The organism is Pantoea sp. PNA 14-12 (genome assembly GCF_004364735.1).
Lineage (GTDB): Bacteria > Pseudomonadota > Gammaproteobacteria > Enterobacterales > Enterobacteriaceae > Pantoea > Pantoea stewartii.
This window is the reverse complement of record NZ_SOAJ01000001.1, coordinates 1050037-1063868: the sequence shown is the minus strand read 5'-3', so window position 1 is coordinate 1063868 and position 13832 is coordinate 1050037. Positions and strand designations below refer to the sequence as shown.

Here is a 13832-nt window from a genome sequence, read left to right as displayed (position 1 = left end):
AAGAGATCGGTCTTAAAGAGAGCGAGTCCAGCCTTAGAGTCCCAGGCTGGCGAGCAAATCGTCCACGTCATCCTGCGAGGCTGACGGGCTCTCTGATGGCTGTGCAGCAGCCGGTGGACTGGCCACTTTGGCCACAGGCTGTGCGGGCACGTTATCCCTCAGCACCTGAACCAGGTGGACTTCCAGCTCATTCAGCATTTTCGTCATGCGCTGGATAATCTGGCCCGTCAGGTCCTGGAAACCCTGAGCCATCATCACCGCCTGAAGTTGCTGACGGGTGAAACCGGTTAACTGCGGCACTGTGCCAAGCCATGTGCGCGTTTCTTCCGCCAGCGCCCGTGCCGCGCCCTCGTTTTCCGGTGTGATAGCCGTGCTGTTCCAGCGCGCCAGCAGACTTTCCGCCGTATCCTGTAGCGTTGTCTGCGCAGGCTGTGTCAGCTCCACGCAGCCCAGTACCTCACTGGCCGCATTTTCGGTCATGGTCACCACATAGCCCAGACGCGCGCGGGCATCCGGGATCCCGCCCGCGACCTCGGACAGGGTTTGATCGTAGCCCAGTTCACGTAGGCTGTTACGTAAATTACGCAGCATAAAACCTGCACGAATGATCAGTGTGCGCGTATCATCCGCAGATAAAGACAGTTTAAGTTCAGACATCGAAACGCCCTCCGTTCAGAGTTGTGATTAGATTATCGGCAGGCGCGGCCTGAAAATTAATTGCTGTGGTCATTATCTTTATGGCGCAGCGGATAAAGGACGTTGGGAGGCGGATTTACAGCGGAGACTGAGGCGCTTGTTGCACGGCCTGCCGGTTAAAACAGGCCGTACTGCTCACTATTTTTTCAGTAAGCGTGGCAGTTGATTATCCAGCTCCAGCAGGCAGGCATCCATCATCTTTTGCGTCACCTGCGTGACTTTGGCGTAATGGTTGGCCGTCCAGTCATTCAGCGGTGCGGTGACATGCGCGGGTTCACATTCCGCAACCACATAGGGACTCAGGATCGTGCCGCCTTCCGGACGTTTATAAAACAGGACCCGATACGTTAAATCGTAGTTACTGTTGCCGGACGACATATCGGTGTACACCAGCGACCATTTTGAGGCAGCAATGAACAAGGGTTGTGTGTAAGCATAACCCCCGCCATTTTTATTCAGCCATTGCTGGATTTTGACGTCGGCTTTGGGCGTGAAATACGCGGCGGTGGGTTCCGGCATGCTGTCAATATCACTGCCCTTGTAGTTATTCTTATCAAATGAACCCGTGCTGATGCCGCCCCCCAGCACGGCACTCAGTACCGCTATTCCCATTCCTGTCCCGGCTCGGGCCGGCGTGACCTGGCGCAGTTTAACATCCGCGTAGGTATTATTATTCATATCGGTAGGTGCGAAAATCGTGTTGACGGTTAGTGAACTGCCGTTCTCCGCCTTGATCAAATGCGTATTTTTATTCTCCGCACATCCCGTCAGAAAGAGTAAAGCCAGCGTGCCCGTAACGATAATTTTGTTCATCATGAATGCCATTCCCTTTATTCAGTCGCCCTAAATCGTTATTTTTTATGCAGTTATAATGATCACACTGCATTTATCTATAACGGGTATTCATGAAAAACCTTTAGGTATTTTTTATTAACCTTTTTTGACGCCCCGTAACCGGCTGTGTCGCTGCCAGCGCCAGGGAAAGACGGAAAGATAATGCAGCCTGTTGTGGCGCGGGCCCGGTTATCTGGCAGGATGCGCCTGGTCTGTCGCGCCCTGTCGTGATGTCTGTTCCCGCCTGCAACAAGGCGGTGAACAGCGTGTCACGCCCGGAGCTTACTGGCCCGGTGCCCGCGACCGTGCTGATCTGGTCAGATCCCCGCAGTGAACTGATGACGTTCGGCCTGCCGGTAAGCATGCCAGCGATCACCGTGCTGGCTATCAGCCGTTAGCCGCTGTGAACGGCATTAACTAACGCAGCGTGCGCGGGCTTGTCCTGCGCCTGGCGTGATTCGCCTACGGGCGGAAAATGGGTTACTATCCGCGCCCGCTTCCCTTTGAGGCTGCCTGATGTCTGCCCTGTTCGACGATTTTATTGCGCCGCCCTGCCATGAGGCGATCGCGATCCTCTATGAGGACGCGCACCTGCTGCTGATTAACAAACCCAGCGGGCTGCTGAGCCTGTCCGGCAGGCACCCGAAAAATCAGGACTCGGTCCATTTCCGGCTGGCAGCGCGCTTTCCCGGTTGTACCCTGGTTCACCGGCTGGATTTCGGCACCTCCGGGCTGATGGTCATTGCCCGTAATAAGGCGATCAATGCCGCCCTGTGCGCGCAGTTCAGTCAGCGAAGCGTCAGCAAAGTTTATACCGCGCTACTTTGCGGCCACGTTGAACACGATGAGGGAAGAGTGGATGCGCCGATTGCGAAGCAGTTTCCGTTGATGGCGATTTGCGCACGCACCGGCAAACCAGCGCGCTCGCGCTATCAGGTGTTGGCGCGTTTTACGTATGTCCCAGATGACGGGCCGTCTCTGCCGGTCACGCGGGTGCAGTTACGTCCTGAAACCGGTCGCACTCACCAGTTGCGTATTCACTGTCAGCACCTGGGGCACCCTATTTTAGGCTGTGAGTGGTATGGCGGTCTGCCGCCGCACAGCGCACGGCCACCCAGACTGATGCTGCATGCCAGCGAGCTGCATTTTACCCATCCTGTCAGCGGAGAAGCGATTCAGGCCCGTCATGACAGTCCGTTTTAGGGGGAAAACGCCACGCGGTTATTCTGCGCGCCCCCGCGACCAGGCGGAGGCGCTCTGAAGCGGCTGATGTCGCGTGGATTACCACATCAAATCGTCTGGCACTTTGAAATCGGCATAGGGATCGTCCTCTTCCTGCGCGTCCTGACTGAGTGCGCTGTTTAAGACAATGCTGCCGGGATCGCGCTGCGCGATCTTATCCGCGACGCTGGCCGGAATAATCGCGTAGTGTGGCTCGTCGCTGTTTTCTGCCATCAGACGGGCAATGGCCAGGCGACCGTTAATCAGTTGGGTCTGCACAGGTTTATCGACCATGATTTTTTTAATCAGGTTGTTATCCGTGAAGTTAAAACCGATCTCACCTTTTGCCACGACGATTCTGTTCATTTCAATTAACTGCTTCACCTGCGCTTTATACTCTTTCGCCAGCACCGCTTGTTTATGCTGTTCGCTGAGCTGCCTGTCCCGCTCGATCTGCGCTTTTTTGTTTTCTTCTACGGCTTCTCGCGCTTCGCGCGCCTGCACGCGTGATTTTTTCGCGGTTCTCTGGACCTTGTCCATTTTTTTACTGGTTACCAGTCCCGCTTTTAATAACTGCTCCTGAAGAGTGAGTTTTGTCATTGTCGTCTCTGCATCGGTGAAATTAGGGTGTAGAAGTGAGCCTGAAGCGTTACCGCCCCGCCTTTTTGCGTCGGCAGACAGACGGAAAGCGCGAGGTCAGGTACGGATCTGCGGCGCGTGGCAGGTGCGTCATAACGGCGCTGCTGGCGGCGCATGACCTCGCTCCGTGGGCATCGCCTTGTCGGCCAGGCCGTCGTCCCAGCGGGCCTGCGGCGTTATCGGGCATCAGACTTTGAGCATTTTGACGGTAGCGTCAATATCAATCTCATCTTCCGTGAAGATTAAGGTTGCGCCCTGAAAGGTCGTGATCGCCAGTTTTTTCAGGGTGCGCATCGCTTTCGTCTTTTGCGCTGATTTGGGTCGGATATTATTCATCAGTATTCCCACCGACAGCACCGTGTTTTCTTTATCAATCCCTGCATCTGCCGGAACGTCTTCACTGAAAACAACGTAAGATTTAATCGCGGTAAGTTTGATGCGCTCACCCGCAATATAAATGTATTTACTCTCTGGCAGGACTTTCACCGCAAACGCTGACAGCCCTTTATTATTCGTCGTAGGTTCGAACGTGACCGAGGCATCTTTTTTAATCAGGTCAGGATTGGCAACTTTGATGACATGAAAATAACGGTTATCGCCGTTTTCATCTTTAATAAAACCAAAGCCTTTATCCTGAAACCAGGTAGTAATTGTACCGTTCATCGCCATTGTCGCCTGTTTAATCGTTTATCACCTTAATTTTTGCAGCGCGCAGTGTAAAACACAATGCCCGTACGCACTACGTTTTTGGGCATCATTACGTCCGGTCCCGCCGTTTCAGCCTGCCCCGTCAGTGAGGATCTTCCCCACCACCCGGCCCGATGCCGTAAAGCGGCCGCAATTGAGCAAAAACCCCTTCTTTGTCGCGGTAATAAGAAATTATGTGTTTGCGTCGCGCGATATACTTCTTTCATCCACATGAAAGAGGTTAAGCAAATGATTTTCAGGCCAAAATTTATCAGCTTTGATTGCTATGGCACGCTAATCAATTTCGAAATGGGCCCGACGGCAAAGGGCATTTATGCCGATCGGGTCAGCGAAGCGCACATGGCGACTTTCCTGGCGCATTTTCGTTTCTACCGGCTTGATGAGGTGCTGGGTGCCTGGAAACCGTTTTACCAGGTGATTGAAAATGCGCTTCAGCGCGCCTGTCATGCCCATGGCGTCGTCTATCGGGAAAGCGATGCGCAGACGCTTTATGCTGCCGTGGCCAGCTGGCAACCTCATCCGCATGTGGTTGAGACGCTGACGACGATAGCACAGCATATTCCGTTAGTGATTTTATCCAATTCCATGATCGACCTGATCCCGCACAGCGTTACCCGTCTCGGCGCGCCCTTTCATGCGGTGTACACCGCCGAAGAAGCCCAGGCCTACAAGCCGCGTGCCCGAATTTTTGAGTATATGTTCGACCAACTGGGCTGCGGCCCCGAACAGATGATGCACTGCTCATCCAGTTTTCGTTATGACCTGATGACAGCGTGCGATCTGGGCTTTATGGCCAGGGTGTTTATCGATCGCGGTCATGAGCCGGCCATTGACGGTTACGGTGTGAACCGCCTGACCGACTTCCGCCAGCTTCCCGGCCTGCTGGGCCTGTAATCTCTTCAACGGCAGGGAAACATCATGTCTGAAACTGAGACACATCAGGCTGTCGCCCTGAATACCGCCGCGCCTGCGCTGTCGTTATCTGCCGTACAGGCGTTAGTGGCAGAGCGGTACGGTATGACGGATACCGTTGTGCAGCCGCTGGCAAGCGAACGCGACCAGAACTGCTGCATTGAAACTCCGACCGGTACGCGTTTTGTCCTGAAAATCAGTAATCCCGCCGAAGCGAAGGCGATTATCGATTTCCAGATCGCCGCGCTTGAGCATATCGCCGAGGTGGCACCGGCTCTGCCCATACCGCGCGTCGTGCGCACATCAGCGGGCAAGAAATGTGACATTGTCACGTTACCAGCAGGGAGCACCACGCTGGTTCGTATGCTGAGCTGGCTGGAGGGCACTCAGGTCAGAGATACCCAACCTACCCCCGCACAGCGTCGGGCCATGGCGTGCTGTCTGGGCCGGCTGGATTTGGCGTTGCAGGGTTTTTCACATCCGGCCGCCCGCCACGATCTGCTGTGGAATGTTTCCGCCGCGCATCGCCTGATGGACAAACTGGAGGCAGTCATCGATCCGGCACGGCGTCGCCTCGCAGAAAAATTTATGATGCGCTTCACCACCCAGGTATTGCCGCGTCTTGGCTCGCTGCGGGCGCAGGTGATCCATAACGATTATCACCTGTATAACGTGCTGGTTGCGCCAGACGCACAGGATCGTCTCACCGGCATCATTGACTTTGGCGACATGATCTATGCACCGCTGGTAGGCGAAGTGGCCACTGCCGCGGCCTTTCAGATGACCGGCTGTGACGATCCCTTCGCAGGGGCTGCGCAGTTCGTCGGTGCCTACCACAAAACCCTGCCGCTCACCGATCTGGAACAGGCTCTTGTCACCGACCTGATGGCGACGCGTCATCTGATTACAGTCCTGATTACCGAATGGCGCGCGGCCCGCTATCCACATAACCGCGCTTACATCATGCGTCACAATCCTGCCGCCTGGGAGGCGCTGTCGATGCTGGCAGACCTGACCCGCGACACAGCATGTGATCGCCTGCTGGCCGAACTCTGATACGGGAGACTTCCATGAAAAGCACCACCGACCTGAATATGGTTAATGCCTATATCCCCGGGCAGGCCGATGTTGACCCGGTGACCGCGACGATGATTGACCGCCGCGATGCGTTGCTGGGCCCGGCCTATCGCCTGATGTATGAACATCCTCTGCACATCGTGCGCGGTGAGGGTGCCTGGCTGTTCGATCCCGAAGGGCGTCGCTATCTGGATGTGTATAACAACGTGACCTCGCTGGGGCACTGCCATCCGGCGGTGACGAACGCCATCTGCAATCAGGTCAAAACGCTGGCCACCAACACGCGCTATTTGCATGACACGATTCTGACCCTGGCCGAGCGCCTGCTGGCGACGGTACCTGAAACCCACCTGGCTCACCTGATGCTGACCTGCACGGGCAGTGAAGCCAACGATCTGGCCTTTCGTATTGCCAAAATCCGGACCGGTGGCACCGGAATTATTGTGACCGAAACCGCTTATCATGGCATTACGGACGCCGTCTCACAGTTCTCACCCTCGCTGGGCAAAAGCGTCGATCTGGGGCCGCATGTTCGGCTGGTCCCTGCCCCGCGCGCCTATCACGCAGACGGTGTCGATCTGAGCGAACGTTTTACCCAGGATGTGGAAATGGCCATTGCCGATCTGCAACGTCACGGCATTCAGCCTGCCGCGTTGATCGTGGATTCACTCTTTACCAGCGACGGGATCCTGCCCGGCCCGACCGGCTTCCTGCACGGCGCGGTGAACGCCATCCGGCAGGCTGGCGGCCTGTTTATCGCCGATGAAGTCCAGCCCGGCTTTGGCCGCACGGGCGAAAACATGTGGGGCTTTCAACGTCACGGACTCAGACCGGATATCGTGACGCTGGGCAAACCCATGGGCAACGGTCAGCCTGTTGCCGGTTTACTGGCCACAGCCGACGTGCTGGCGGAGTTTGGGCAGCGCTCCCGCTACTTCAATACCTTTGCCGGTAATACTGTTTCCTGCGCGGCGGCCCTGGCGGTGCTGGATACCATTGAGCGAGAGGGACTGATTGCGCATGCGCGTGAAACCGGGAACAGGCTGCTGGAAGGCATTCGCGGCCTGAGCCACCGGCACGAAGCCATCGGCGATGTCCGGGGGGCGGGCCTGTTTGTCGGCGTGGAACTGGTTTCTGATCGGCAGAGCCGCGCAGCCGACCGCTGGCTGACCAGTCAGGTGGTGAACCGGATGCGGCAAAAAGGCGTATTGCTGAGTGCCTGCGCCATGGGCCATAACGTATTGAAGATCCGTCCTCCTCTGGTGTTGACGGCCGAACAGGCGGAAATAATAATCGACGTGCTCGACCAGGCGTTGACGGACGCCACCGCAGCACGCATGGGCCATTCAACCTGAGAGAATACGCCATCTATGTCACATGCCAGGCTCCCTGACCGCACCGATATCCGGATACTTGAGCATCTGCAACGCGAGGGGCGCTGTTCGATTGTCGAACTGGCTGAGGCAATAAACCTCAGCCCCAGTCCCTGTCTGGCGCGAACCCGCCGTCTGGAGCAGAGCGGCATTATCGCCGGTTATGCCGCCCGGATTTCACTGAATAAACTGGGCTGCAATCTGGTGGTGTTCTCCGAGATCACCCTGGCGAGTCATTACCCTGCTGATTTCCTGCGGTTTGAAACCGGTGCCCGTCAGTATCGGGAGATTGTCGAGTGCTACAACATTAGCGGCGGCTACGATTATCTGTTGAAAATCATCGCCCCCAACCTTTACCGGTTTCAGGATTTAATGGCGCGGCTGCTGGACGACGAAATCGGAATTGCCAAATTCGCCAGCCGCGTGGTGCTCAGGCACCCCTGGCCGTGGCGGGAAGAACCGTTGAGCGAAATTGCCAACGGAAACTGCAGCTGGGAATAGGCAAGTAACGGGCCTGTGCACGGGGACGGGCGTTACCTGAGACATCAACCGTTGAACCGCCTTTCCGTCTGTTTCGTTGCGGTGTGGGTCCGCGCCCTGTCCGGCCGCTTTGCGCCCACTACCGCTGCTGTCTGGCGGCCATATCGACACAGACACGTTTTTTCCTCACCCGACGGGTTACGCCCTTTCTGAACCTGGCAGTTTACGCCTGTCACGGCTTTTAGCGGTCTCGTTCTGACGATGCGCCGCACGAGGCCATAAGACAACCACTCAGCCGTGCTTTATTTAACAAATTATTTACTTGAGTAAATGTTACTCAAAGTGAATATTTCACCTAAAGCCTTTGTCGCATAATGCCGATACCACGACTGGCGATAGTTAACCTTACAAAATGTATACCGATCACCTTCCGACTTTTACGTAAAACATCTTCGCATCAGCTCGCCCATCGGGCTCGTTCATGCCGGGGCCTGACACTATGGAATGCATATGAACAACATCAGAATTGGAATACGGCTTGGGGCCGCCTTCGGCTTTATGGCGCTGCTGGTTATTTTTATGGTCCTGATCGGCGTGATAAAAATTAACTCACTCGGCAACGCCAATGATGAGATCTCGGGCGCGCTCTACAGCAAATCCTCTTCGTCTGCTGCGTTGCGCTATTACACCTCTGATATGAGCCGTCTGGCACGTAATGCCATTCTTCTTAAAGACGTGACGAAAAGAGAGAAAGCCATAAGTGATTACCGTGGGGAACGTCATGAAGTGGATACGCTGATCGCGCAGATGGGCAATCAGGTCAGCACGTCTCAGGGCAAAGCGATTTTTGACCAACTGAACGCCCGCTCAGCCCTGTTCCTGCCTTTTATCGATGAGGTTGTCGCGCTGGCTCAGCAGGGAAAAAGTGATGAGGCGACGCAACTGCTTTTTGGCCCGCGTTACCAGACGCAGGGTGACTTCATGGCGTCGCTGAAAGAGATGCAGACGTTTCAGGAAGCGCGCATGAAATACGCGGCCGACAAATCGGGGGAAGATCGCGCCGATGCGCTGATGATACTCATTATTGCCGGGATTGTTGCGCTGCTGTTGGCCGCCATATCCGCCGCGATTATCACCCGCAGTATTACACGTCCACTGAAAGAAGCGGTTGAGGCCGCCTATCGCGTGTCCCACGGCGATCTGAGTGGTGTCGTCGTAACCACGGGTAAAGATGAAACGGGCAAACTGTTGTCCGCCATCCGCGAAATGCAGGATTCGCTAATCAATACGGTCAGCCTGGTCAGGAAAAACGCGGAGAGTGTTGCCTCGGCCAGCACACAGATTGCTCAGGGTAATGCAGAGCTTTCACAACGAACCGAAGAACAGGCCAGCTCGCTGGAACAGACCGCCGCAACGATGACGCAGTTGGGTATGACGGTCAAAAATAACGTCGACAATGCCCGTCAGGCGGGGCAACTGGCGGTCAGTGTGCGTGAAGTGGCCAATAAAGGCAGTGACGCGACAGAGGCGATCACCGGCACCATGAAATCCATCAGCGACAGCTCCGGCCGTATCGCTGAAATCACCGCCGTTATCGACGGGATCGCTTTCCAGACCAATATCCTTGCGCTTAACGCCGCGGTGGAAGCCGCCCGTGCAGGCGAGCACGGCAAAGGCTTTGCGGTCGTCGCCAGTGAAGTGCGATCGCTGGCACAGCGCAGCGCCACCGCAGCCGGTGAAATTCGCCAGCTGATCGCGGCAAACGCCCAAAGCGTAGGCCAGGGAAATGAACTGGTCGTTCACGCGTCTGAAACCATGTCAGGCATTCTGTCTGCTGTGGGCAAACTGACAGATACGGTAGAAGAGATTACCACTGCCAGTGCCGAACAGGCGCGTGGCATTGAGCAAGTGGGCACCGCCGTGACGGAAATGGACAGCACCACACAGCAGAATGCGTCACTGGTGGAAGAATCCGCGTCTGCCGCATCCAGTCTGAAAGAACAGGCCGATATGCTGTTACAGGCCGTTTCCGTGTTCAGCCTGGGTTCTCCGGCGACCACGGTGGCGACGGCCGGTGTCGCGCCCACGGTCATGTCTTCACGCCAGACGAAGGCGGTTACCACGAAGGCGGACAATGCCGACGACGGCTGGACGAGCTTTTAATAACCTTACCGCGTCGGGTACCGGCGCGGCGGTTTCAAAGACAGAGCCCGGCGGCCGTGCGGGCTTATTCCCCCTGCGCCCGAGCCCTCATCGTTGATGCCCGCGCCTGAGATGACGATAAGGTTGCCGCCGGTTCGTCGCGTCCCTCTTCCCTGCCCGACACCGACAAAAGCGGCGCCGCAGCGCCGCTTTCTCATGCACCTGCCTGACGTCAACTCAGCCGCTTCACCGGTGCATTCTGCTGCCTGTCCCACATTACAGTGAGTAACCGTTGCAGGGCGATAAAGGCAAACAGCAGGATGCCGATGGCGATTTTGGTCCACCAGGAACTGAGCGTGCCGTCGAAGTTAATCCAGGTCTGAATCAGCCCCTGAATCAGGACGCCAAATAACGTGCCGAGAAGGGTCCCTACACCACCGGACAGCAGGGTCCCCCCGATGACGACAGAGGCGATGGCATCCAGCTCAACGCCCAGCCCGGCCAGCGCATAACCCGCAGAGGTGTAGATGGAAAACACAATACCCGCCAGCGAGGCTAACGTGGTCGACAACATATAGATTTTGATGGTCGTGGCGCGGGTTGAAACGCCCATCAGCTGCGCGGAAGTCATATTGCCCCCGATGGCGTACACCTGATTACCGAACCGGGTGCGGTGCGCCAGAATCATCCCGCCTACAACCACCAGCAACATGATCAACGCCAACAAACTGAGCCGCCCGCCGCCCGGCACTTTCCAGGCCAGGCCGGAAAGCGTGGCGTACAGCGGATGATCAATCGGAATGGAGTTTTCGGAGACCAGATAGCTGCATCCACGCAGGAAAAACATGCCCGCCAGCGTAATAATAAACGCAGGGATTTTGAGTGCGTCGATTAGCCAGCCCATCATCGCACCAAACAGCGCCCCCATGCAGAGGACCAGGGCAAAGGCCACCAGCGGATTAAGGTGATAATCGCCGATGACTTTGGCCAGGAAGACGCCAGAAAACGCGATGACGGCCCCCACAGACAGATCGATGCCGCCCGACAGAATCACAAAGGTCATGCCCACCGCGATAATGCCCAGAAACGCGTTATCCGTCAGAATATTACAGATGACCCGCGTCGAGGCAAAACCGGGAAACTGGCTCAGGCAAAACAGATAGCCGAGTACAAACACCAGCAGCGTAATCATTAAAGGCAGATGACGTTTAATCATGATGCACGTCTCCGTTTAAACATCGCAATAAAGCGCGGGGATTGCAGCAGCAGTACACACATCACCACCACCGCCTTCACCACCTGATTAAGTTCCGGCGGAAAGCCCGACAGTAAAATACCGGTATTCATCGCCTGAATAATCAGTGCCCCTATCAGCGACAGCAGAATGTTAAATCGCCCGCCCATCAGCGAGGCACCGCCAATCACCACCGCCAGAATGGCGTCCAGCTCCAGCCACAGCCCCGCGTTGTTCGCATCGGCCCCGCGAATATCGGCCGCCACAATCAGCCCCGCCACCGCTGCGCAGATTGCGCTGATGGCATAGGTGGACATCACGACCAGCCAGCCATTCACGCCCGCATTACGCGCAGCGCGCAGGTTGATCCCGACGGCTTCGATAAACAACCCAAGGGCCGTTTTACGCACCAGCAGCCAGACCAGCAGCGCGACCGCAATCGTGATCCAGACCGGCACCGGCAACAGCCAGAGCGCGCCGTTGCCGAACCAGCCCAGGCTGTCGTTGTTAAACGTCACGATCTGTCCCTGCGTAATTAACTGGGCGATGCCGCGCCCGGCCACCATCAAAATCAGGGTCGCCACAAATGGCTGTATGCGTAACAACGCAACCAGAATGCCGTTCCACAGCCCGCAGGCCAGCCCGCTGGCCACCGTGACCAGGATAATAAACGGCACGCTGTGGCCCGCCACGGTCAGCGTGGCCGCCGTCGCGCCGGCAATCGCCATAACGGCGCCGACCGATAAATCGATCCCGCCTGTGGCAATCACTAAGGTCATGCCGACGGCCAGTAAGGCTACCGGCGCAGCCCGGTTGAGGATATCAATCGGGCTGCCAAACAGCCGGCCATCCTGTAAATGGATGGCGAAGAAATTCGTGGCAACCAGGCTGTCGACCAACAGCACCAGCAACAGCGCGATAAGTTGCGGCATGCCTGGCGGCAGCCTGAACGTGCGACGTGTCGCCCGGGTCGGGGTAACCGGTGATTCAAGCATGCTGCGTACCTCCATCAGCAATGGCGTTAACGATTGCCGCCACAGAAAGCGCCTCGAGGGGGATTTCTGCTACCTGTTTCAGATCGCGCATAATGATGACGCGATCGGCATAGCCCACCAGCTCTTCCAGCTCCGAGGAAATGACCAGTAGTGCCAGCCCATCGGCACATAACGTTTCAATTAAGCGGATAATTTCGGCATGTGCGCCCACGTCAATGCCGCGCGTGGGTTCATCCAGAATCAGGAACTGCGGTTTTGTCACCAGCCAGCGAGACAACAGCACCTTTTGCTGGTTTCCGCCCGACAACAGCTCGACGGGCTGCTCCGCGTGCGGTGTGCGAATGCCCAGACTTTTAATAAAACGCTCGGCAATCGCCTGCTGCTCGCGTTTCTTGATCGGGCGCAGCCAGCCGCGCTGCGCCTGTAACGCCAGAATGATGTTCTCGCGGACAGAAGCCGCCCCGATAATTCCGTCCGTTTTTCGGTCTTCCGGACAAAAGCCCATCCCCAGACGGGAAGCCTGCGCGGGCGTACGGATCGGTTCAACCCTGCCCTTGATTTTTGCCGTGCCGCGATCGGCGCGGCGAATGCCAAACAGCACCTCTGCGGTTTCGGTCCGCCCCGAGCCCAGCAAGCCTGCCAGCCCGACCACTTCACCCGGCCGGACCTGAAGCGTGAAGGGTTCGATCGTGCCCTTCTTACCATAATCTTCGAATGACACGACCGGCTGGTTGCTCTTCAGCGTACTGCCCTGACGCTGCAGCGCGGTCGCCATCAGTTCCCGGCCAATCATCAGTTTGACCAGCTCAATTTGCGGCAGCGTAGCGGTGTCGTGCGTGGCAATAAATTTGCCGTTGCGCAGAACGGTAATGCGATCGGTAATGCGGTAAACCTGGTCCAGAAAATGGGTGACGAAGATCAGGCTCATCCCGCGATGTTTTAACTCTGTCATCAGGGTGAACAGCATTTCCACTTCGCTGGCATCCAGACTGGCGGTGGGTTCATCGAGGATTAATACCTGGGCGGAGAGATCCACCGCCCGGCAGATAGCAATAATCTGCTGCATCGCGACGGAGTAATGACCAAGCGGCCGCGTGACATCCAGTGCAAAACCGTATTTGCGCATCAGGGCATCCGCCTCGCGCACCATGCGCTTACGATCAATCATGCCGAACCGACGCGGCTCGCGCCCAATGTACAGATTATCGGCCACCGACATATTCGGCAGCATATTCACTTCCTGGTAGACCGTGCCGATACCGATTTTCTGTGCTTCAGCAGTACTGCGCGGCGAAATGGCCTGACCGTTTAACGTAATCGTGCCGCTGTCGCGGGTGTACACGCCGGTCAGCACTTTGATCAGGGTTGATTTGCCTGCGCCGTTCTCACCTAACAGCGCCATGATTTCGCCTTTGCGCAGGCTGAAAGAGACATCGTCCAGCGCTTTCACGCCGGGAAAACCTTTACTGACGCCGTTGATGGCTAAAAGAGGTGATTCATTGTGTATCGTCATGCTGTCAA

14 protein-coding genes are annotated in these 13832 nt (G+C 56.6%); 7 read left to right on the top strand and 7 right to left on the bottom strand.

Annotation, left to right across the window (positions count from 1 at the left end):
- Positions 1–33: 33 nt before the first annotated feature.
- Positions 34–657 carry a protein phosphatase CheZ gene (locus C7434_RS05145; RefSeq protein WP_033741267.1) on the bottom strand — a complete coding sequence of 208 codons (624 nt, stop codon included), beginning with the start codon at positions 655–657 and terminating at the stop codon, positions 34–36.
- A 177-nt stretch (positions 658–834) separates the two neighbouring features.
- Positions 835–1509 carry a hypothetical protein gene (locus tag C7434_RS05140; protein WP_226374510.1) on the bottom strand — a complete coding sequence of 225 codons (675 nt, stop codon included), beginning with the start codon at positions 1507–1509 and terminating at the stop codon, positions 835–837.
- 287 nt (positions 1510–1796) lie between these two features.
- On the opposite strand from C7434_RS05140, the gene C7434_RS22310 reads away from it, so the two are divergent.
- Positions 1797–1928: a hypothetical protein gene (locus C7434_RS22310; protein WP_269751328.1), complete on the top strand. Its 132-nt coding sequence runs from the start codon at positions 1797–1799 to the stop codon at positions 1926–1928.
- Positions 1929–2046: 118 nt separating this feature from the next.
- Complete coding sequence (locus C7434_RS05135; RefSeq protein ID WP_033741264.1) at positions 2047–2733, top strand: RluA family pseudouridine synthase; 687 nt, start codon at positions 2047–2049, stop codon at positions 2731–2733.
- 78 nt (positions 2734–2811) lie between these two features.
- Here the strand turns inward: C7434_RS05135 and C7434_RS05130 are convergent, their stop codons facing one another.
- Positions 2812–3351, bottom strand: coding sequence for a DUF2058 domain-containing protein (locus tag C7434_RS05130; RefSeq protein ID WP_033741262.1), 540 nt, complete (start codon positions 3349–3351; stop codon positions 2812–2814).
- A gap of 225 nt (positions 3352–3576) precedes the next feature.
- Entirely contained in the window at positions 3577–4059 is a 483-nt protein-coding gene (locus tag C7434_RS05125) for a cold shock domain-containing protein (protein WP_033741260.1), read from the bottom strand.
- 267 nt (positions 4060–4326) lie between these two features.
- On the opposite strand from C7434_RS05125, the gene C7434_RS05120 reads away from it, so the two are divergent.
- The 5 genes from C7434_RS05120 (at position 4327) to C7434_RS05100 (ending at position 10103) form a co-directional block, all read left to right on the top strand.
- Positions 4327–4992 carry a haloacid dehalogenase type II gene (locus tag C7434_RS05120; RefSeq protein WP_033741258.1) on the top strand — a complete coding sequence of 222 codons (666 nt, stop codon included), beginning with the start codon at positions 4327–4329 and terminating at the stop codon, positions 4990–4992.
- Between the two features lie 24 nt (positions 4993–5016).
- Positions 5017–6066 (top strand): phosphotransferase, encoded by a 1050-nt coding sequence (locus C7434_RS05115; protein WP_033741256.1) that lies wholly within the window; start codon positions 5017–5019, stop codon positions 6064–6066.
- A 14-nt stretch (positions 6067–6080) separates the two neighbouring features.
- Complete coding sequence (locus tag C7434_RS05110; protein WP_033741253.1) at positions 6081–7442, top strand: aspartate aminotransferase family protein; 1362 nt, start codon at positions 6081–6083, stop codon at positions 7440–7442.
- Positions 7443–7457: 15 nt separating this feature from the next.
- Positions 7458–7961 carry an Lrp/AsnC family transcriptional regulator gene (locus tag C7434_RS05105; protein ID WP_033741252.1) on the top strand — a complete coding sequence of 168 codons (504 nt, stop codon included), beginning with the start codon at positions 7458–7460 and terminating at the stop codon, positions 7959–7961.
- 489 nt (positions 7962–8450) lie between these two features.
- On the top strand, positions 8451–10103 hold the full coding sequence (locus C7434_RS05100) for a methyl-accepting chemotaxis protein (protein ID WP_039340508.1): 1653 nt from the start codon (positions 8451–8453) through the stop codon (positions 10101–10103).
- 211 nt (positions 10104–10314) lie between these two features.
- On the opposite strand, the gene yjfF is transcribed toward C7434_RS05100, so the two are convergent.
- The 3 genes from yjfF to C7434_RS05085 are packed head-to-tail and all read right to left on the bottom strand — an operon-like array spanning position 10315 to position 13824.
- Positions 10315–11298 carry a galactofuranose ABC transporter, permease protein YjfF gene (gene yjfF, locus C7434_RS05095; RefSeq protein ID WP_033741251.1) on the bottom strand — a complete coding sequence of 328 codons (984 nt, stop codon included), beginning with the start codon at positions 11296–11298 and terminating at the stop codon, positions 10315–10317.
- Positions 11295–12311, bottom strand: a complete 1017-nt coding sequence (gene ytfT, locus C7434_RS05090) for a galactofuranose ABC transporter, ATP-binding protein YtfT (RefSeq protein ID WP_133745205.1) — start codon at positions 12309–12311, stop codon at positions 11295–11297. The genes yjfF and ytfT overlap by 4 nt, the downstream gene beginning before the upstream one ends.
- Entirely contained in the window at positions 12304–13824 is a 1521-nt protein-coding gene (locus C7434_RS05085) for a sugar ABC transporter ATP-binding protein (RefSeq protein WP_133745204.1), read from the bottom strand. Before C7434_RS05085 ends, ytfT begins: the two co-directional genes overlap by 8 nt.
- Between the last annotated feature and the right edge of the window lie 8 nt (positions 13825–13832).